Below are 20061 nucleotides of genomic sequence, written 5' to 3' on the forward strand. Positions count from 1 at the left end.
GTGTTTATGAATGAAAAGTTTGTGAAAAAATTATCAATATCAGGATTTTGTTAAAGGAATGTCATAATTATTGTCCGTGTTCTGCAATTTGACGTAATATTTTTACTTCATGCGGTGTAAGTACTCGGCCTTCGCCAGCATTGAGTCCTTTCAAATTTAACGGTCCAAATTCTATGCGTTGTAATTTTGATACTTGATGCCCAAAATATTCAAACATGCGTCTAACTTGTCTATTGCGACCTTCAGTTATTGTAATTTCTACAAGTGTCGTATTTTTATCTTTATCTTGGTTTTTAACTTTAACTGTCGCAGGTTGCGTTTGCCCATCTTCTAAATTAATGCCTTGTTCTAATGCTTTAACTTCTTCACGCATGAGATACCCTTTTAATTTAACAACATATTTCTTTTTGATTTTATAACGTGGATGTGTCATTAAGTTAGTGAATTCACCATCATTGGTAAGTAAAAGTAGCCCTGATGTATCATAATCTAAGCGTCCTACAGGGTATATTCTTGTCTTAATTTGTTTGAAATAATCAGTAACGACCTTTCTACCTTTGTCATCAGAAACGCTAGTGATAACTTGTGAAGGTTTATAGAAAAGAATATATAGTTTGTCTTCTTGTTCTAATTTAATGCCTTCAACTTCTACTGTATCCGTTGGTTTTACTTTAGTACCTAATTCTGTTTTGATTTCACCGTTTACTTTCACTTTACCTTCTGTAATTAATGTTTCCGCTTTACGTCTTGAAGTATAGCCACTATTTGCGATACGTTTTTGTAATCTTTCTGTTTCTTTATTCATTTTTTTCTCCTTTTTGATTTACTAAATTACTGAAGAAGGCTTCTATTTCCTCATCTTCTTCATCCGTAGTTGGTAAATCATCTAATTGTTCAATACCAAATACATTTAAGAATAGTTCTGTTGTATATAATTGTTGGCTTCTAGAATCTTCCTCATCTTTGGCTTCAATTAAACCTCGTGCTATCAAGGTTTTGACGGCTCCGTCCGAATTTATACCTCTAATCAATTCAATATCACTACGAGATAATGGCTGATTGTATGCGATTATCGATAAAGCTTCCATAGCTGCTTGTGATAATTTCATTTTTGATTTTTGTTCAATTAACTTCTCAATAAATTCTGACGCATCTTTTTTGGTGGTTAAGACATAATTTTTACCATAATGTTGGATCTCTAAGCCACAAGCGTCATATTCATTGATTAATGTATGAAAACGATGTTGGTCAATGTCTAAAATTTCTAGTATTTGCTTTTCTTCAAGTCCTTCATCACCTGCAGTATAAAGTAATGCTTCTAGGATTCCTTTATCGTTCAATGCCATAATTAACTCCTCTTAAAATATTAATATCGTCAAAACTTTTTTGTTGTTCAATATTTACTATTCCAGATTTCGACATTTCTAGTATGGCGAGGAAATGAGTGACTACCATTTCCAGTGGTTCAGTAAAATTAAATAAACTAAAAAAGTTGAATGATTCATGTTTTTGCAAACGTTGAGTTACTTGTGTAGTAGCTTCTTGTATTGTGAACGTTTCTTTTCGAATATCAACGGTTTTGGGTGTTTGGTATTCCACACGATTTTTCACTTTTTGATAAGCAATGATGAGTTCTGTTAAATCAATCGTATTATTAGGGTCCCAAGTTTCATTTGACTCTAAATGTGTTAAATCCGTTGGGTGTTTAGAATAATACTTCTCTCTTTCTGCTCTTTTTTCGTTTAATAGCACTGTATATTCTTTATAGTTTTGATATTCAATTAATCGCTCAACCAAATTTTCACGTGGGTCATCTTCTAAATCGTCAACTTCATCTGAATGAGGCAAAAGCATTTTGCTTTTTATCATTAGTAATTCTGATGCCATAACTAAATATTCACTTGCCACATTAATTTCTAATTGACTCATCGCATGAATATATTGCATATACTGTTCTGTTAAAGATTTCATTGGTATATCATAAATATCAATTTCAAATTTTTGAATAAGATGCAATAATAAATCTAAAGGACCATTAAAGGCATCGAGTTTTACTTCATACATTTTATCTACCTCATATTAGCAAGTTAAGTGCGTAATTCACTAAAATATTATAGCATGTTTAATACAAACATTTAAAATCGGAGCGATAAACATGTTAAAAATTGCACTTCAAGATTTTTATTTCCAATTCCATACAAAGCAACATTACTTTCTTTGTCACGATATTTTAGAAGACGCTTGGAAAACAAACCCAAATTACAATAAAGGAGATGCTGTTGTAAGTCTTATATTGACTGCAACTGGCGCTTATCATTACCGTAGACATAATTATGTAGGTGCCTATAAATCGTTTGGTAAGGCATTAAAAGTAATAGAAAAGTACGACTCAGCAATTAATATTGGACTCGATATAGAAGCGTATAAAGCGCTATTAGTCGAATTAATTAATGCTACAAAGAAGGAGAAATCTTTCGAGCCTATTCATCTCCCATTAACTGCGACAATGGAGCAAGTTATATTACAACAATACCCGCATTATGCGATGACATATTATAAAATTGAAGATGATTATATCATTGACCACCATTTAAAAAGAGATAGAACTGAAGTCGAAGCAGCAAGAAAACGCGCTCTACAAGCTCGAAACAAATGAATATAAGCATTAATCTTATATGAATATATTTATTTAAATAATGTAACTACAATAAAAAACACAGTCTAGTTATTCAATAGAATAAACCAGGCTGTGTTTATGCTCTTGGATGAAATTCATTATACATTTTACGAATTTGTGATTTTGAAACATGTGTATACAATTGTGTTGTAGATATGTCAGAATGGCCGAGCATTTCTTGTACTGCACGTAAATCTGCTCCATTTTCGAGTAAATGTGTGGCAAATGAATGTCTTAATGTATGTGGTGTTAAAGTTTTTAGTATATTTGCTTTGATACCATTTTGTTTAATCATCTTCCATATGGCTTGTCTTGATAAAGGTTTACCGTGCATATTTAAAAAGAGTGTGTCAGTTACCGTGTTTTTTAATAATTGTGGTCTTACTGTTTCCAAATAAGTATTTAAGTATTCAATCACTGTATCTCCTAATGGCACAATTCTTTCTTTATTTCCCTTACCAAAAACACGTATAAAGCCCATAATTAAATTAACATCTTCTAACTCTATTTGAATCAGTTCTGACACACGCATGCCAGTGGCATAAAGTAATTCTAACATCGTGCGATCTCTATATCCGTTATTTTTGGATAAATCAGGGGTTTCTAATAGTCTAAGTACTTCATCTATTTCTAAAACATCTGGTAATTTACGATCATATTTCGGCGTTTCTATTAATACTGTTGGATCTTTTGCTGCATATTTTTCTCTTAATGCAAACTGATGAAAACTGCGGATAGTGGAAATGAAGCGTGCTAACGATTTTGAAGATGCACCTTCATCATGTAAGTGACCCAAACATTCTTGAATAAGTTGTCTATCTACAAAATCAATATGACTAATTTTGTGTAATGTTAAAAATTCATCATATTTTTTTAAATCTCTTCGATATGCACCAATTGTATTTACACTTAATCCTTTTTCTAATTGTATAAATTTCAAATATTCATCTATAATATTTTTCACTGTACTACCTCTGTTTCTGAAATAGTATTTTTTAAATTATTTTCCTTTTGCTTGGCACGATGCACAAATACCATGGAATGTTAAACGATGGTCTAATATTTTAAATTCAAATTCATTTTCTACTCTTTCCTCTACGCGAGGTAATAAGTCTTCTTCGATTTCTTCTACTTTACCACATTCCATACACACAAGATGGTGGTGAAAATGTTTTGCTCCTTCTTTTCTTAAATCGAATCGTGCAACACCATCACCAAAGTTTATTTTATCCACTACCTTTAATTCTGCTAGCAATTCTAAAGTACGATAGACAGTTGCAAGTCCTATTTCAGGTGCTTTGTCTTTAACTTTTAAATAAACATCTTCAGCACTTAAATGATCTTTTTCATTTTCAATTAAAACTCTCAATGTTGCCTCACGTTGTGGCGTCAATTTATAAGATGATTGCTGTAATTGTTGCTTCACGCGATTTAATCGTTCTTCCACGGAAGCCTCACTCCCCTACTAATAATTATAATCATTTTAATTTAGTTATGATATATATATTTAAAATACCAATAATTGATAAAATTCGCAAGTATTCTCGCCTCTTATTTATAATGATTATAATTAAGTAGTAAATGTTGTAAAGCAATAATGGTTTTTGCATCTTCCAATTCTTTATTATCTAATAATGTTTTAATTTCATTTATATCAAAATATGCTATTTCTAAAAATTCATCTTCATCTAAATGCATTTCACCTTTTGTTAAATTTTTTGCCATATAAATTGATATTTTTTCGTTTGAGAAACCAGGTGAACCATACATTTCAGTAATATGTTCTAATTCATCTGCAATATAACCAGTTTCTTCCTCAAGTTCACGCTTAGCTGCGGATATACGTTCTTCGTCTTTTTCTAATTTACCTGCTGGTATTTCTAATAGTGGTTTTTCGCAAGCTTTACGAAATTGTTTCACTAATATCACTTTATTATCAGGTGTAATTGGACAAACAGCGACAGCACCGTTGTGGTATATTAATTCACGTTTAGAAGTTTGTCCATCGGGTAGTTCAACATCGTGGACTTCTAAATCTATGATTGCTCCTTTATAAATAGAAGCGCTATGCAATGTCTTTTCAAATAGGTTCATAAATAATCACTGTCCTTTTAATTGGTTTAAGATATTGTTAAGATGTACTCATTAGTTAGTTAGTTATTATGGGAATAGCGAATGAACACATATTGAGTTTGATTTTTGTTTTGTATAGAATAGTTAATATTGAAAAAATCCAACTTACTTTATTACGTCTACGCCCTATTATCCAAGTGTATCGAAAGGAGATAAAACATGCAAAAAAATGTTTTGAAAAGCGGTATAGAAATTTCAGAGTTAGGTTTAGGCTGTATGAGTCTTGGGACAAATAAAAAGCAAGCAGAGCCTATCATAGAACGTGCAATTGAACATGGTATCACTTATTTTGATACAGCTGATATGTATGACAAAGGTGTAAATGAGACAATCGTTGGTGAGACTTTAAAGAAATACCAAAATAGAGATGATATAATCATTGGCACAAAAGTAGGAAATCGTTTAACGGAAGATGGGTCTACAACATGGGATCCTTCTAAATCTTATATTAAAGAAGCAGTGAAAGGCTCATTGAAAAGACTTGGTTTAGATCATTTAGATTTATATCAGCTACATGGTGGTACAATTGATGATCCTATAGATGAAACGATTAGCGCTTTCGATGAATTAAAGAAAGAAGGTATTATCCGTGCTTACGGTATCTCCTCAATAAGACCTAACGTAATCGATTACTATTTAAAACATAGCGATATCGAAACGCTAATGTCTCAATTTAATTTAATTGATAACAGACCGGAACAACTTTTAGATGATGTACATGCTAAAAAAGTTAAAGTATTAGCTCGCGGTCCAGTGTTTAAAGGATTATTAACTGCTAAAAGTAATAATGTGTTAGATTCAAAATTCAGTGAAGGTATTTTTGACTATACTTATCAAGAACTCGGCGAAACAATTGCATCCATAAAAGAAATAGAAAGTAATTTAACTGCACTTACGTTTAATTATTTAACGTCTCATGATGCTTTAGGTTCCATCATTGTTGGTGCAAGTAGTACAGATCAACTTGATGAAAATGTAAAAAATTATCAACGTTCAAAAGACATAAGTTTAGAAGCTTTAAAAGCAGCACAAGAGCGCGTGAAAAATTTAGAGTATACCCAACATTTAAAATAAATCTCTTTTACTTGTTTCCAATATGTATGTATGCGAAAAATTGAAAATCATAAAGTTTTAATTGTATAAACGAGATTGTTTCTAAGACCGAAAGCTAAAAAATAAATAACTTCAATCAAAGCCAAAACGTCAATTTCTATTGTGATTTTATAGAAATTGACGTTTTTATATTAAAAGCTTAATTATCCGTAACAACATTATTGCTATCTTCTATTTTAATGCTATTGTCAAAATGACAATTTCTCATTTTTGAAGTAGCGTTACCTTTTGTTTTTAAATAATGAAGTGAGGTTTTTTTCTATAAAGCGTGGCATTAATTGATAAATTTTTAGTAAATTATGCATCCATCTAGGTTGATTAATTTCTAATTTTTGCCTAATTATACCTTCGATAATTTGGTTTGCTAGTTTTTCGGGATCAAGCATTATATCTCTGTATTTTTTAGCAAATTTCATTGATGGATCTGCTTTTTCATGGAATGGCGTCGCTATTGGCCCTGTATTAACTGTCATAATATGATAATTTGGTTTTTCAATGCGTAGTGCATTTAATAATTGATTGAAAGCCGCTTTACTTGCACCATAATGTGCAGCATAACCTTGGCTTATAAAGGCAGCTTGACTACCTATACCAACGATAATTGGATTTTTAGAGAAAGCCGGTTGTACAACTTTCATTAATAGATTAAAATGCAATACATTCAACTTATATGTTTCAAACATTTCAACAGATGTATGGTCTTCAATGGATTTAAAATACCCAAGACCAGAACAATAGATGAGTCCATCAATCGTTTGATGTTGAAAGTAATTTTTTAAATCCATGATTTCCTGTTGTGATTGTAAATCACATTTAATGATATTAAGATGTTCTGTGTTATATTGTGTTTTAAATTGTTTTAATTTCTCTGGATTTCGTGCAATTACCGTAACATGTACTTTTTTAGTTAATAATGTTTTTAATATGGCTTTTCCTAATCCACTTGTACCACCTGTTAATATAAAATGTTTACCTATCATAGTAAATTCTCCTAGCTTTAAATTCATAGTTTAAGTATATGAGTGTAAATGATATTTTACTATAGATCTTTAAAAATTCTTAGCCATAATTTAAAACTATGTTAGTATGGAAACATAAAAAGCAAAGAGGAAGTGAAGTCTTCACATGAAACTAGTATTTTATGGTGCCGGAAATATGGCGCATGCAATTTTTACAGGTATCGTTAGTTCAAAAGTGATTGATTCTAAAAATATTTATTTAACGAATCGTTCGAATGAAGTTGCATTAAAAGAATATGCTGACGAGTTAGGTGTGAACTATAGCTATGATGATGCGGCATTGTTAGAAGATGCAGATTATGTATTCTTAGGAACGAAACCATATGATTTTGATGAGCTAGCAGACCGTATCAAACCATATATTGCAGAAAAGAATAAATTCATTTCTATTATGGCTGGTTTACCGATTAGCTATATTCGTGAAAAATTGGCTTCTAATAATCCAATTGCGCGTATCATGCCAAACACAAATGCACATGTCGGACATTCAGTTACTGGCATTAGCTTTTCCAATAATTTTGGCGCTAAATCAAAAGAAGAAGTTGATAGTTTAATAAATGCATTTGGTTCTGCAATAGAAGTTTCAGAAGATAATTTACATCAAGTAACAGCGATTACTGGAAGCGGTCCAGCATTTTTATACCATGTCTTTGAGCAATATGTTACAGCAGGTACACGTTTAGGTTTAGAAAAATCACAAGTAGAAGAATCGATTCGGAATTTAATTATAGGAACGAGTAAAATGATAGAACGTTCAGAATTGAGTATGGAGCAGTTAAGAAAAAATATCACTTCTAAAGGTGGTACAACACAAGCAGGACTTAATGCACTTGCAGATCATGATATAGAGGCTATATTCGAAGATTGTTTACGTTCTGCAGTTAATAGAAGTATTGAATTATCCAACCAAGACAATGATTAATATCTTTTAAAAAAATTAAATTATTATAGATAAGTGGGACAGTAATCTAAATTGTAAAATACTTCCAAAGTTTATTATTAAGACTCGTTTTGGAATACATCAATTTTTAGATAACTGCCCCACTTTTCATTTTTAAAATTGCCAAGCATCAAAGTCATTAACAAAATTAAATGGTGGTGTATCACTTAAAAGTTTAAGTGATTTACTAATTTCACATACTTCTTCTTTAGTATAACGATTACTGATATGTGTGATTAAACTGTAGTCGACATTGGCTTCTCTTATCAATTCAAAAACATCATCAATATGACTATGGTGATAACTATTAGCCAATGATTTATCTCCTTCTATATATGTACTTTCATGTACCATGATATTTGCATCACGTGCAATTAATAATTCGTTTTTACAAGGCATAGTGTCTCCAAATATTGCTACTACTGGACCTTTAACTGCGTCGTCTTTAAAGTCCTTGGAGTTGTATATTTCACCTTTATATTCAAATGTTTCATTGTTTTTTACATCTTGATATTTAGGGCCGGGTTCTAATCCGATGCTTCTAAGTGCTTCAACATTTATTTTACCAGATTTATATGGTGCTTCCACTCTATATCCAAATGAAGGAATACCATGATTTAACATATGTGCTTCAACATTAAATCCATTGTGTTGATAGGACAATTGTTCCTCAATCTCAATATAGGTAATAGGATAATTTAATTTTGATTCTGATAAAGTTAAAGTTGTTTCTATATATGATTTAATACCTTTGGGACCAATAATCGTAAGCGGTTTACCCTCACCTCCTTGGAAAGATCGGCTTGTTAGCAAGCCAGGTAAGCCAAATATATGATCTCCGTGCATATGCGTGATAAAAATGTGATCAACTTTACCTAATTTAATTGAATGATGTAAAATTTGATGCTGTGTGCCCTCACCAACATCAAAAAGCCATATGCTGTTAGAGTATGGTTCCAAATTTAATGCAATCGCTTGCGTATTTCTTTCTTTAGTTGGCAGACCAGCACTTGTCCCAAAAAACGTAATTTCCATGCATATGCCTCCTCTTCTTGTTCATATTTTATCATATAAAAGTATTAAAAATATAATAAAATATGATATTACAAGCAAAATTGTGGGAAGATACTGGTATATTGGTCTATAATAAATACAGATTTAATAAAGAATTGAGGTTTTGATCTTGAATACTAGAAATAAAGATATCCCATGCTTAATTACTATTTTTGGAGCAACTGGTGATCTTAGTCACAGAAAATTATTTCCATCATTATTCCATTTATACCAACAAGAAAATTTGAATGAGCACATTGCAATCGTTGGAATTGGTAGAAGAGATTTAACAAACGATGATTTCCGTAGTCAAGTGAAGTCGTCAATTCAAGAACACGTTAAAGATACTAAACACTTAGATAAATTTATGGAACACGTATTTTATCATAAACACGATGTAAGTGATGAAGCGAGTTATCAATCACTATTAGAATTCAGTAATAAATTAGATCATGATTTCCAATTGCAAGGTAATAGACTCTTTTATTTAGCTATGGCTCCAAATTTCTTTGGTGTTATATCTGACTATTTAAAATCTTCTGGATTAACAGATACAACAGGTTTTAAACGCCTAGTAATTGAAAAACCATTCGGCTCAGATTTAGAATCTGCTGAAAAATTAAATGAACAATTACGTCGTTCATTTAAAGAAGAAGAAATATACCGTATCGATCATTATCTAGGCAAAGATATGGTTCAAAATATTGAGGTATTACGTTTTGCCAACGCAATGTTCGAACCATTGTGGAATAACAAATACATTTCTAACATTCAAGTTACTTCATCGGAAGTGCTTGGTGTTGAAGACAGAGGTGGCTACTACGAATCTAGCGGCGCATTAAAAGATATGGTTCAAAACCATATGTTACAAATGGTTGCCTTACTCGCAATGGAAGCACCTATTAGTTTAAATAGTGAAGATATCAGAGCAGAAAAAGTTAAAGCTTTAAAATCTTTACGTAAATTAGAACCAGAAGAAGTTCGGCAAAATTTTGTTCGTGGTCAATATGATGAAGGTGTCATTGAAGGTCAGCAAGTAAAACGTTATAGAGATGAAGATCGTGTAGCAGAAAATTCTACCACACCAACTTTTGTTTCAGGTAAACTAACGATTGATAATTTTAGATGGGCTGGTGTACCGTTCTATATAAGAACTGGTAAACGAATGAAAAGTAAAACGATCCAAGTAGTTGTCGAATTCAAAGAAGTTCCAATGAACCTATACTATAAAACAGATAAAAAATTAGATTCCAACCTCCTAGTTATTAACATACAACCAAATGAGGGTGTCTCCTTACACTTAAATGCTAAAAAGAATGTACAAGGCATTGAAACTGAGCCAGTACAACTATCGTACGCAATGAGCGCGCAAGATAAAATGAATACGGTTGATGCTTATGAAAATTTATTATTTGACTGTTTAAATGGAGATGCAACTAACTTTACACATTGGGAAGAATTAAAATCAACTTGGAAATTCGTTGATGCAATTCAAGAAGAATGGAACCAAAATGAACCTGAATTCCCTAATTATACAGCTGGAACAAATGGTCCATTAGCAAGTGATTTACTATTAAGTAGAGATGGTTTCCACTGGTGGGACGATATTCATTAGTTAACATGTAACTAATTAAAAATAAGGCAATGATACAAGTTTCTATTTATGCTTGTGTTGTTGCTTTTTTATTATACCCTATTTGTGTTATGATTTAGACTATTGATTAAACTATGAATATACAATTTTAGATTGTTTACATTTTACCCTATTTAATATTTTTGAGATGTAAGTCATATAAAAATGATGTAAAATAGAACTAATCAACAATGATTCATAACATAGTGTATAGAAAAGTAGCGAGGTACATATTTAATTGTATTTAGTTATAATTTAGGAGTGAAAGTTTTGGACGTTATCAAGCAAATCCAACAGGCAATTGTATATATTGAAGATCATTTGCTAGAACCTTTACATTTGCAAGCACTTAGTGATTACGTTGGTCTTTCACCATTTCATATTGATCAATCATTTAAAATGATTGTAGGTCAATCGCCAACAGAATATGCAAGGTCAAGAAGATTGACTTTAGCTGCTCAAGACATTTTAAGTGGTTCAGCTCGCTTGGTAGATGTTGCAAAAAAGTATAGCTATAAAGATGCTAATGATTTTGCTAATGATTTTAGTGATTTTCATGGTGTTTCTCCTATTCAAGTCAATACAAAACGAGACGATTTAAAAATGCAACCACGACTTTATATTAAACTTACTACTACAGAACGTGCGCCTTATACGTATCGTTTAGAAGATACACAAGGCTTATCTTTAGTGGGTTATGCTAAATTTTTGAATTCAGACGAGATTGACAACCCATTTAAAGTGCCTGATTTTTTAGAAGATTTATTAATTGACAATAAAGTTAAGGAATTACAACGATATAATGATACGAGTCCACATGAGTTATTTGTGGTTAATTGTCCACTTGATTATGGTATGGAAATTTTTGTTGGCGTGCCAAGTGAAAGATACCCTGCTCATCTTGAAAGTCGTTACTTACCTGAAAGACAATATGCTAAATTTAATTTGCAAGGTGAGATGGATTATGTCGTCAATGAAGCTTGGTATTATATTGAGACTAGCCTGCAAATGACATTACCCTATGAACATAATAGTTTGTACGTTGAAGTTTATCCATTTGATATTTCATTCGATGATCCATTCACTAAAGTTCAATTATGGATGCCTGTTGATCAAGAGCAATATGACATACTTGAATAACAATACACAAAAATGCTTAAATAACAAAAAGCGAGTAAGCAAACTTATTATTAATTGAGTTGCTTACTCGCTATTTTTGCGTTTGTAATACTATTTAATGTGGTAAATCGAAGATGTTTTATAATTTAATTACAAATGCTTCGTATGGTTGGATATTTTCAAAATCAATAGTATTGTTTTTATAGTTGTGTAGTAAGATATTTTCTTCTATCACGTTCATATCAAAGTATAATTTAGCTTCTTGATTTGTTAAATTACCAACAATTAGTACACTTTGACCATCTAATTCTCGTGTATATGCAAATACTTGACTATTTTCTGAATCAACCAGATTAAACGTTCCATATGTAAAAATATCTTGAGATTTTTTTAATTTTATTAAAGCTTTATAGAAATTTAATATTGAATTTGGGTCTTGTTGTTGTTGTGCAACATTAATCGTTTTATAGTTTGGATTTACAGGGAACCAAGGCGTTACGTCTGAAAATCCTGCAAAGTTAGAACTATTCCATTGCATAGGCGTTCGTGAATTATCTCTATTTTCTTTTTTATGTTTATCTAAAAGTTTGGATACGTCGCCACCCTGCTGTTTGACAATTTGGTATTCATTGACTACTGCAACATCATTAAAAGTTTTAATATCATCAAATGGATAATTGGTCATACCAATTTCTTGCCCTTGATAGATAAAGGGTGTACCTTTTTGTAAAAAATAAACGACTGCATGACTTGTAGCAGATTCAAACCAATAATGCGAATCATCTCCCCAAGTTGATACACGTCTTGGCTGATCATGATTTTCAATAAATAATGCATTCCAACCAACATTTTCAAGTTTTTTTTGCCATTCATTTAACACATTTTTATAGGCGTTGACATCAAATTTAACATCACCTGAATTCCATAAACTTAAATGTTCGAATTGAAAAATCATATTGAACTTACCAGTTGACTCACCTACCCATGGTTCAGCATTATCTGGACTGACGCCGTTTGCTTCCCCTACAGTCATAATATCATAATGATTTAAAGATTTATCTTTCATTTCTTGTAACCAAGTTTGTATGCCAGGTTGATTCATATCCACTTCAAATGCTGGCGCATAATCTTTTCCTTCTGGTAGTTTTAAGTCACCAGCTTCAAATGTTTTTTTAATATGTGTTATTGCATCTACTCTAAAACCATCTATACCTTTATTAAACCACCAATTCATCATTTCAAAAATAGCATTTCTTACTTCTTTATTTTCCCAGTTTAAATCTGGTTGTTTTTTACTGAATAAATGAAAATAATATTGACCTGTATGTTCATCAAATTCCCATGTAGATCCATTAAATATACTTTCCCAATTATTTGGCTCTGAACCATCTGGTTTCGGATCTCTCCAGATATACCAGTCACGTTTAGGATTATCTTTACTTGATTTTGATTCTATAAACCACTGATGTTCATCTGACGTATGGTTTACGACTAAATCTAATATTAATTTCATATCTCTTTGATGTACTTCATATAGTAATTGATCAAAATCTTCCATAGTACCAAACTCATCCATAATATCTTTATAGTCGCTAATGTCATAACCATTATCATCATTTGGAGATTTATACATTGGGCTAAGCCAAATAACATCGATGCCTAAATCATCTAAGTAATCTAATTTTTCTATCACACCTTTTAAATCTCCGATACCATCGTTATTTGTATCATTAAAGCTTCTTGGATAAACCTGGTAAGCGATTGCTTCTTTCCACCATTCCCTGTTCATATAAATCCCCCTTCAAAGGTATTGAATTTGTTAAATCCGTTCATTATTAATATTTGAAGTGTTACCTATGAGTTGTATTGTCATAAAATATTTGCATGACAAGCAGTAGCGAATATTTCATTGTTATAGGTTAATACAATATTAAATATAAAAGAATTAATTACATATATTAATAGGTTAATTAATGTATGTATAAAAGTCAAAAGTTTAGCGTAATCGCTTCCAAATGAAACAGGTATGATATAAAAAAGATATTTAGTTTATACATATAGATTTCATTTTTAAAAATCAGCTAAACAATAACTTTATTTTTAAATTCGATTGAATAAGTAATTTTATTTATAGAAAAAAACACTTCCGTATAAATTCATTTTATATTATGAATTTAGCGAAAGTGTTTATATTATAATTATGAACTTCACTATTTGAGGCCAATCCATCGTTAATTTTAATGACAATTAACACTCTTTAGCTAGAATTACTTATGTTTTTGGTAATTTTTCAGTTCCATCTGAGATAATTATATCAGAACATGAATGTTATAAAACATCTAAATTATTCATCAATCCACTGTGTATGGAAAATACCAGAACGGTCTTTACGCTCATATGTGTGTGCACCAAAATAATCGCGTTGTGCTTGGATTAAGTTAGCTGGTAAATTTTCTGAACGATAACTGTCATAATAGTTAATACTTGCAGAAAAACCAGGTGTTGGTACGCCATTTTGTACGCCTGTTGCTACAACGTCACGTAAAGCATCTTGATAATTTGTAACGATGTCTTTGAAATAAGGATCTAATAGTAAGTTTTGTAATTCACTATCATTATCATACGCTTCTTTAATTTTTTGTAAGAATTGCGCACGGATTATACAACCTTCACGCCAGATCATAGCAAGCTCACCTAATTGAAGATTCCATGCATGGTCTTCACTAGCTTTTCTCATTTGAGCAAAACCTTGCGCGTAAGAACAGATTTTACTCATATAAAGTGCTTTGCGGATTTTTTCAAGGAATGCTTCTTTATCACCCTCAAATTTAGCACTAGGTCCATTTAATTGTTTAGAAGCATTTACACGTTCTTCTTTAATTGAAGAAATAAAACGAGCAAATACAGATTCAGTGATTATTGTTAAAGGTATTCCTAGTTCTAAAGCATTGATAGATGTCCATTTACCAGTACCTTTTTGGCCGGCTGTATCTAGTATTTGTTCAACTAATGGTCCATTTGTTTCATCATCTAATTTATTGAAAATATCACCAGTTATTTCTATTAAATAACTTGATAATTCCCCAGCATTCCAATCCTTAAATGTTTGAGCGATATCTTCATGTGACATACCTAGTAAGTCTTTCATCATTGCATAACTTTCTGCAATTAACTGCATGTCAGCATATTCTATACCATTATGGACCATTTTAACGTAATGTCCGGCACCATTTGGTCCGATATAGGCTACACATGGTGCGCCGTCTTTTGCTTTTGCTGATATAGCTTCTAATATATGACTCACTTTATTAAAAGCTGCTTCTTGTCCACCAGGCATAAGTGAAGGTCCTGTTAATGCACCAACTTCACCACCAGATACACCCATACCAATGAAGTTAACACCACTTTCAGCGAGTGCTTTGTTTCGTCTAATTGTATCTTGATAATTAGTATTTCCACCATCAATTAAAATGTCATCATCGTCTAATAATGGTAAAAGCGTATCAATTGTTGCATCTGTAGCTGTTCCTGCTTTTACCATTAGTAGTATTTTACGGGGTTTTTCTAAGGAATTTACAAATTCTTCCATTGAATATGTTGGATGTATGTTTTTTCCTTCAGATTCTTTTACCATTTCATCTGTTTTTTCTGAAGAACGGTTAAAAACTGATACGCTGTATCCACGTGATTCAATATTCCAAGCAAGGTTTTTACCCATTACGGCTAAACCTACTACACCTATTTGTTGTGTCATTTAACTAACCTCTCTTATTAAAGTTTTCTAGTATATTGTATCACAAAGGTATCTTTATATTCACTTAATCAGTTTATAGATTGTTTAATAAGCACGTCGTTAATACTTAAAAGTTGACTAGCTAACTGATTTAAAGATTCAATTGAAATTCTTTCTTCTGTAGTGTGAATGTTTTCATAACCTACACCTAAAATGACTGTAGGTATTCCAAGTTGATTTATTATATTACCATCTGATCCACCACCAGCAATGACAGTATTTGCTTCTAAACCTAAAGCTAAAGCGCTAGATTTTGCTATAGAAGTTACCGCTGCATCATCAGAAATTTTAAATCCTGGATAACTTTTGATGATTTCTACTTCGGCATGACAATGATACCTTTTTGCTGTTGCTTCAAAAATAGATTTCATATGATTGACTTGTCTGACGATACTTTCTTCTGAATGTGAACGTGCTTCTGCATTTAATGTTACTTTTTCTGCCACAATATTGGTAGCAGAACCACCTTCAAAACGACCAATATTTGCAGTGGTATAGTCATCTATTCGACCTAAGTTCATTTCACTAATTGCCTTTGCAGCTACATTGATTGCGCTTATACCATAGTTAGGTGTGCTGGCGTGCGCTGTTTTTCCAAATATAGTCGCATTCAGTTTCATTTGAGTTGGCGCACCAACTACTGTTGTGCCAACTGGAACACTTGCATCAATTGCAAAACCATAACTCGCATCTAGTAAAGTTTTATCTATTGCTTTCGCCCCCTCTAAGCCAATTTCTTCACCAACAGTCAAAATAAATTGAATTTGACCATGAGGCAAATGTTGTTCATTAATAACATGGATAAATTCTATAATAGCTGCTAAGCCAGCCTTATCATCTGCACCTAAAATCGTAGTTCCATCTGAGTATATGTACCCATCATCTTTTACAGTTGGTGTGATTTTTTGACCTGGTACAACTGTATCCATATGACTTGTGAAATATATTTTTTCAAGATGTTCATAATTGGGCGTTGCCTTTAAGGTGCAAATTAAATTATTCGCACCTAAAGTATCATTTTCAATACTGGCTTTATCTTCATAGATATCTATATTTTGCTGTTCCATTATTTTTTTAAGATGGTATTGGATATCCTGTTCATTGCCACTTTCAGAATCAATTTGAACGAGTTCTAAAAATGTCTCTAATAGACGTTGTTTATTTATCATATAAATCCCCTTTTCTATAATCGCAATTTATTTTAGTTTACATAAGTTTAAAGCTTAGCAAAACAAATATGTTTATACGTATTCGTTTAGTTATGTTATAATATACATTGATAAAATAGTAGTGACTTGAAATATTGTGGATGAGTCACAGTACAATATTGCTTTTTAAAACGCATTTGATATATTTTGGAGGAATTAAGTTTGAATAACAATAAAGTGCTTAGATTTATAATTGTAGTTATGTTGATAGCAGTCGTACTTGCATTAATCTTGACGAGTATAGTTCCTTTAACAAATTAAAAAATGAAAATAAATATTAATTAAAATTGTGTCATGTATCATTTAGCGATGTAAATTATATTGCTTTATGGTACATTTTTTGTGCTTTTTTACATTAAAATGACCTAGGTAAAAGAAAGTGAGTGCGCCATTTCTTTTACCTAGGTCAAGGTGATTATTATTTATGCATATTATGAAAAAATTGTTGATTTTGTATCTTTATGTAATTTTAAGGATCCGAATTGTGATTTAACTTCTAAATATTCTTCTAATTCATTGAGTAATTGTTTAATGCTTGCTCTAGTTCTGAAAGAAGCATGTGAGTTTGGTAACTCTAATTGATCTAACTCTAATTTGATTTCATAAAGAGAATGCAAGCGTAAGGCAGTATAATCATTGCTATTTACGTTTTGAGCTACCTCTAAAAACAAACTGCTGATTTTATCTAATAACGTGTCTTTTGTTTCAATGTTTTGTATCATTTTAGACATTCTTTCTAATAATTCTAACTGAGCTTCTCTCATATCAAAATAATGATAGTAAGAATTTTCATTACGTACAAAATGATTTTTAACATCTCTAAATGCAATTGATTTTGCTTTTTGTATCGTAAGTTGTAATTGATTGAATGACATATCTAAAGAAGGGTTAGGTGCTTTGCAAGTAGTACTGAATGTTTCAAAGATTTTTGTGAATTGATTTTCTATTTCCTCTTTATATTGTTTTAGTTTAAAGTCTAAACTAGGCATGATTAAATTCATTAAAAATGCAATACCAAGACCAACGATTAACAATAAAATTTCATTGATAAACAAGTGTATGTCAATGACTTTAGCATTAAATACATGCAGCAAAATAACACAACTTGTAACTACTCCCTCTTGTACTTTAAAAACAACAGTGAGCGGTATAAATAAAAGTACGATCACACCTAAAATAATCGCGCTTTGACCAAAATAACTGAAAGCTATTGAGCCAATCACAAGGATTAATATACAAGAAACAAATCTAGATATTATCGCTTGTAGTGAATGCACTTTTGTATGTTTAATACAAAGCACCACTAAAATGGCACTAGAAGCAAAATTATCTAACCCCATTAATTTAGCAATGATAATTCCTAGTGCCATACCTACAGCAGTTTTAATTGTTCTAAATCCGATTCGATATGGATTTAATCGCATCATCGATGTTAACCTCTATCTTTCATCACAATAAGTATCAAATAAATTTTGTAATTGATTAATAACATCCATCACATCGTGGCCTTCGATTTGATGGCGTTCTATCATTTGTGTGATTTCACCATTTTTTATTAATGCAAATGATGGGCTTGATGGTGCATATCCTTTAAAATAATCTCTTGCTTGTTGAGTTGCTTCTTTATCTTGTCCAGCAAACACTGTTACAAGTCTGTCTGGTAATTTATCATAATGTAATGCATGCGTAGCTGCTGGTCTAGCAATACCACCGGCACAACCACAAACTGAGTTAACCATTACTAGTGATGTGCCTTCTTGATTTAAGACTTTATCAACTTCATCAGCTGTCGTTAATTGTTCATAACCTGCTTCTTCGATTTCATTTCTTGCTTGGCTTACTACATCATTCATATATAAATCAAAATTTAAATCCATATTCAAATCACCTTTCGTTATCAATTTATTAATTTCATTTTACTAATATATAGACAATAGTTCAACATGTGTGTTTAATCTGACAACAAGTTCGTTCATCATGGAACCTTCAATAATAAAGTTTTTAAAATAAAAAAGTTAGAAATCAAAATAATGAAATTTGATTTCTAACTTACTATTTATCACATTTAATAGTATTTACCGATATTACAAAACTAATAAATACTTGTGTTTTCTATAGAATATTGCTCGATTCTCGTTTTGACGAAATTCATAAATCTACCTGCTTGCAAGCCATCTAATATACGATGGTCGATAGAAATACATAAATTAACCATATGTCTAATTGCAATCATATCATCAATAACGACAGGTTTTTTGATAATAGATTCAATTTGAAGTATTGCTGCTTCAGGGTGATTGATAATTCCCATAGATGATACTGAACCAAATGTACCAGTATTATTGACTGTAAAAGTACCACCTTGCATATCTTCAGATCTTAATTTTTTATTACGTGCTTTTTGAGCTAAATCATTAATTTCTCTAGCAATGCCTTTTAAAGATTTTTCATCAGCATTTTTGATTACTGGAACATATAATTTCTCTTCATCAGCTACTGCAATTGAAATATTAACATCTTTATGCATTACTATTTCAGAATTTTGCCAGCTGCTATTTAGTAAAGGATATGCTTTTAAGCCTTCTGCTACTGCTTTTACAAAGAATGCAAAATAAGTAAGGTTATAACCTTCATTTTCTTTAAAACTATTTTTATGATAATTTCTTGTTTTAACTAGATTTGTAGCATCTGCCTCTACCATCATCCAAGCATGTGGGATTTCATTAACACTGTTGACCATATTTTCAGCAATTTGCTTACGAACGCCATTTACTGGTATTGCTGAACCCGGAGAGGGTTCATTATATTGCACTTGCTTATTGACTTTAGGTGAGTCTTTAGGCGCGATGATTTCTGAACCTAATTTATGGGTACCTTCTTTGATTGCTTTCTCTATGTCCTTTTTAGTTACTCTTCCTTCAAAGCCAGTTCCTTTAACTTGTGAAAGGTCAATTTGATGTTCAGACGCTAGTTTAAATACTACAGGTGAAAAACGTCCATTATTTTGAGGGCGCTGATCAGCTGCAGCGTTTTCGCTATTGTTTACATTTGAGTTACTCCCTTGAGTTTGTGATGTTTCTTTTACATCTTCAGGTTGGTCATTTGTAGCACCGTTATCGGTATTTTCATCTGATACATCTTCTTCAGTATCTAAGTAACAAATTACTTCACCTACTTCAACTGTTGTACCTTCCTCCACAATAATTTCACGGATTGTACCTGCAAATGATGATGGCACTTCTGCTGTAACTTTATCAGTTATGACTTCACAAAGTGGGTCATATTCTTCTATTTTATCGCCTACTGAAACAAGCCATTGTTCAATTGTTCCTTCATGTACACTTTCACCGAGTTTAGGCATTTTAATTTCCAT

20 protein-coding genes are annotated in these 20061 nt (G+C 31.5%); 6 read left to right on the plus strand and 14 right to left on the minus strand.

The features are described from left to right. Positions 1 to 67: 67 nt before the first annotated feature. Genes KA830_RS08835 through KA830_RS08845 form a run of 3 tightly spaced genes read right to left on the minus strand, consistent with a single transcriptional unit; the run spans position 68 to position 2064 of the window. On the minus strand, positions 68 to 805 hold the full coding sequence (locus KA830_RS08835; protein WP_046208213.1) for a pseudouridine synthase: 738 nt from the start codon (positions 803 to 805) through the stop codon (positions 68 to 70). Further along, complete coding sequence (gene scpB, locus KA830_RS08840; protein ID WP_080937836.1) at positions 798 to 1346, minus strand: SMC-Scp complex subunit ScpB; 549 nt, start codon at positions 1344 to 1346, stop codon at positions 798 to 800. The genes KA830_RS08835 and scpB overlap by 8 nt, the downstream gene beginning before the upstream one ends. Then, on the minus strand, positions 1330 to 2064 hold the full coding sequence (locus KA830_RS08845) for a segregation and condensation protein A (protein WP_046208212.1): 735 nt from the start codon (positions 2062 to 2064) through the stop codon (positions 1330 to 1332). The genes scpB and KA830_RS08845 overlap by 17 nt, the downstream gene beginning before the upstream one ends. A 91-nt stretch (positions 2065 to 2155) precedes the next feature. Here KA830_RS08845 and KA830_RS08850 point away from each other — a divergent pair, with 91 nt between their 5' ends. Then, complete coding sequence (locus tag KA830_RS08850; RefSeq protein WP_204180140.1) at positions 2156 to 2656, plus strand: DUF309 domain-containing protein; 501 nt, start codon at positions 2156 to 2158, stop codon at positions 2654 to 2656. Positions 2657 to 2753: 97 nt separating this feature from the next. Here the strand turns inward: KA830_RS08850 and xerD are convergent, their stop codons facing one another. The 3 genes from xerD to KA830_RS08865 form a co-directional block, all read right to left on the minus strand. Further along, on the minus strand, positions 2754 to 3641 hold the full coding sequence (xerD, locus tag KA830_RS08855) for a site-specific tyrosine recombinase XerD (RefSeq protein ID WP_064208929.1): 888 nt from the start codon (positions 3639 to 3641) through the stop codon (positions 2754 to 2756). 36 nt (positions 3642 to 3677) lie between these two features. Then, complete coding sequence (gene fur / locus KA830_RS08860; protein WP_019468360.1) at positions 3678 to 4124, minus strand: ferric iron uptake transcriptional regulator; 447 nt, start codon at positions 4122 to 4124, stop codon at positions 3678 to 3680. 104 nt (positions 4125 to 4228) lie between these two features. Beyond that, positions 4229 to 4771, minus strand: a complete 543-nt coding sequence (locus KA830_RS08865) for an NUDIX hydrolase (protein ID WP_046208209.1) — start codon at positions 4769 to 4771, stop codon at positions 4229 to 4231. A 198-nt stretch (positions 4772 to 4969) separates the two neighbouring features. On the opposite strand from KA830_RS08865, the gene KA830_RS08870 reads away from it, so the two are divergent. After that, positions 4970 to 5884 carry an aldo/keto reductase gene (locus tag KA830_RS08870; RefSeq protein WP_046208208.1) on the plus strand — a complete coding sequence of 305 codons (915 nt, stop codon included), beginning with the start codon at positions 4970 to 4972 and terminating at the stop codon, positions 5882 to 5884. A gap of 260 nt (positions 5885 to 6144) precedes the next feature. Here the strand turns inward: KA830_RS08870 and KA830_RS08875 are convergent, their stop codons facing one another. Further along, a complete protein-coding gene (locus tag KA830_RS08875) occupies positions 6145 to 6903 on the minus strand; it encodes an SDR family NAD(P)-dependent oxidoreductase (RefSeq protein WP_204180139.1) in 759 nt (252 codons plus the stop codon). 145 nt (positions 6904 to 7048) lie between these two features. Here KA830_RS08875 and proC point away from each other — a divergent pair, with 145 nt between their 5' ends. Continuing rightward, on the plus strand, positions 7049 to 7864 hold the full coding sequence (proC, locus tag KA830_RS08880; protein WP_064208928.1) for a pyrroline-5-carboxylate reductase: 816 nt from the start codon (positions 7049 to 7051) through the stop codon (positions 7862 to 7864). A gap of 132 nt (positions 7865 to 7996) precedes the next feature. Here proC and rnz read toward each other — a convergent pair whose 3' ends face one another. Then, positions 7997 to 8917: a ribonuclease Z gene (rnz, locus tag KA830_RS08885; protein ID WP_064208927.1), complete on the minus strand. Its 921-nt coding sequence runs from the start codon at positions 8915 to 8917 to the stop codon at positions 7997 to 7999. A 148-nt stretch (positions 8918 to 9065) separates the two neighbouring features. Here rnz and zwf point away from each other — a divergent pair, with 148 nt between their 5' ends. Beyond that, positions 9066 to 10550, plus strand: a complete 1485-nt coding sequence (zwf, locus tag KA830_RS08890) for a glucose-6-phosphate dehydrogenase (RefSeq protein ID WP_046208204.1) — start codon at positions 9066 to 9068, stop codon at positions 10548 to 10550. A 288-nt stretch (positions 10551 to 10838) separates the two neighbouring features. After that, positions 10839 to 11708: an AraC family transcriptional regulator gene (locus tag KA830_RS08895; protein WP_204180137.1), complete on the plus strand. Its 870-nt coding sequence runs from the start codon at positions 10839 to 10841 to the stop codon at positions 11706 to 11708. Between the two features lie 118 nt (positions 11709 to 11826). On the opposite strand, the gene KA830_RS08900 is transcribed toward KA830_RS08895, so the two are convergent. From KA830_RS08900 to KA830_RS08910, 3 genes are all read right to left on the minus strand, one after another. After that, positions 11827 to 13476: a glycoside hydrolase family 13 protein gene (locus KA830_RS08900; protein WP_204180136.1), complete on the minus strand. Its 1650-nt coding sequence runs from the start codon at positions 13474 to 13476 to the stop codon at positions 11827 to 11829. A 555-nt stretch (positions 13477 to 14031) separates the two neighbouring features. Next, a complete protein-coding gene (gndA, locus tag KA830_RS08905; protein ID WP_046208201.1) occupies positions 14032 to 15441 on the minus strand; it encodes an NADP-dependent phosphogluconate dehydrogenase in 1410 nt (469 codons plus the stop codon). A gap of 68 nt (positions 15442 to 15509) precedes the next feature. Beyond that, complete coding sequence (locus KA830_RS08910) at positions 15510 to 16649, minus strand: M20/M25/M40 family metallo-hydrolase (RefSeq protein ID WP_204180135.1); 1140 nt, start codon at positions 16647 to 16649, stop codon at positions 15510 to 15512. Between the two features lie 201 nt (positions 16650 to 16850). Between KA830_RS08910 and prli42 the strand changes: the two genes are divergently transcribed. Further along, the gene (gene prli42 / locus KA830_RS08915) at positions 16851 to 16949 is read left to right on the plus strand and encodes a stressosome-associated protein Prli42 (RefSeq protein ID WP_150822912.1); all 99 of its coding nucleotides are present in this window, start codon (positions 16851 to 16853) and stop codon (positions 16947 to 16949) included. Between the two features lie 170 nt (positions 16950 to 17119). Here the strand turns inward: prli42 and KA830_RS08920 are convergent, their stop codons facing one another. From KA830_RS08920 to KA830_RS08930, 3 genes are all read right to left on the minus strand, one after another. Beyond that, positions 17120 to 18115: an aromatic acid exporter family protein gene (locus tag KA830_RS08920; protein ID WP_046208199.1), complete on the minus strand. Its 996-nt coding sequence runs from the start codon at positions 18113 to 18115 to the stop codon at positions 17120 to 17122. Between the two features lie 12 nt (positions 18116 to 18127). Continuing rightward, a complete protein-coding gene (gene brxB / locus KA830_RS08925) occupies positions 18128 to 18565 on the minus strand; it encodes a bacilliredoxin BrxB (RefSeq protein ID WP_046208198.1) in 438 nt (145 codons plus the stop codon). A gap of 215 nt (positions 18566 to 18780) precedes the next feature. Beyond that, complete coding sequence (locus KA830_RS08930; RefSeq protein ID WP_046208197.1) at positions 18781 to 20061, minus strand: dihydrolipoamide acetyltransferase family protein; 1281 nt, start codon at positions 20059 to 20061, stop codon at positions 18781 to 18783.

The organism is Staphylococcus sp. GDY8P119P (assembly GCF_017892075.1).
GTDB lineage: Bacteria > Bacillota > Bacilli > Staphylococcales > Staphylococcaceae > Staphylococcus > Staphylococcus ureilyticus.

Bases quoted from the DNA above. Each gene is read 5' to 3' on its own strand.
- KA830_RS08835 (WP_046208213.1), bottom strand. From the start codon at position 805: ATGAATAAAGAAACAGAAAGATTACAAAAACGTATCGCAAATAGTGGC.
- scpB (WP_080937836.1), bottom strand. From the start codon at position 1,346: ATGGCATTGAACGATAAAGGAATCCTAGAAGCATTACTTTATACTGCA.
- KA830_RS08845 (WP_046208212.1), bottom strand. From the start codon at position 2,064: ATGTATGAAGTAAAACTCGATGCCTTTAATGGTCCTTTAGATTTATTA.
- KA830_RS08850 (WP_204180140.1), top strand. From the start codon at position 2,156: ATGTTAAAAATTGCACTTCAAGATTTTTATTTCCAATTCCATACAAAG.
- KA830_RS08865 (WP_046208209.1), bottom strand. From the start codon at position 4,771: ATGAACCTATTTGAAAAGACATTGCATAGCGCTTCTATTTATAAAGGA.
- KA830_RS08870 (WP_046208208.1), top strand. From the start codon at position 4,970: ATGCAAAAAAATGTTTTGAAAAGCGGTATAGAAATTTCAGAGTTAGGT.
- KA830_RS08875 (WP_204180139.1), bottom strand. From the start codon at position 6,903: ATGATAGGTAAACATTTTATATTAACAGGTGGTACAAGTGGATTAGGA.
- proC (WP_064208928.1), top strand. From the start codon at position 7,049: ATGAAACTAGTATTTTATGGTGCCGGAAATATGGCGCATGCAATTTTT.
- rnz (WP_064208927.1), bottom strand. From the start codon at position 8,917: ATGGAAATTACGTTTTTTGGGACAAGTGCTGGTCTGCCAACTAAAGAA.
- KA830_RS08900 (WP_204180136.1), bottom strand. From the start codon at position 13,476: ATGAACAGGGAATGGTGGAAAGAAGCAATCGCTTACCAGGTTTATCCA.
- gndA (WP_046208201.1), bottom strand. From the start codon at position 15,441: ATGACACAACAAATAGGTGTAGTAGGTTTAGCCGTAATGGGTAAAAAC.
- KA830_RS08910 (WP_204180135.1), bottom strand. From the start codon at position 16,649: ATGATAAATAAACAACGTCTATTAGAGACATTTTTAGAACTCGTTCAA.
- KA830_RS08920 (WP_046208199.1), bottom strand. From the start codon at position 18,115: ATGATGCGATTAAATCCATATCGAATCGGATTTAGAACAATTAAAACT.
- brxB (WP_046208198.1), bottom strand. From the start codon at position 18,565: ATGGATTTAAATTTTGATTTATATATGAATGATGTAGTAAGCCAAGCA.
- KA830_RS08930 (WP_046208197.1), bottom strand. From the start codon at position 20,061: ATGGAAATTAAAATGCCTAAACTCGGTGAAAGTGTACATGAAGGAACA.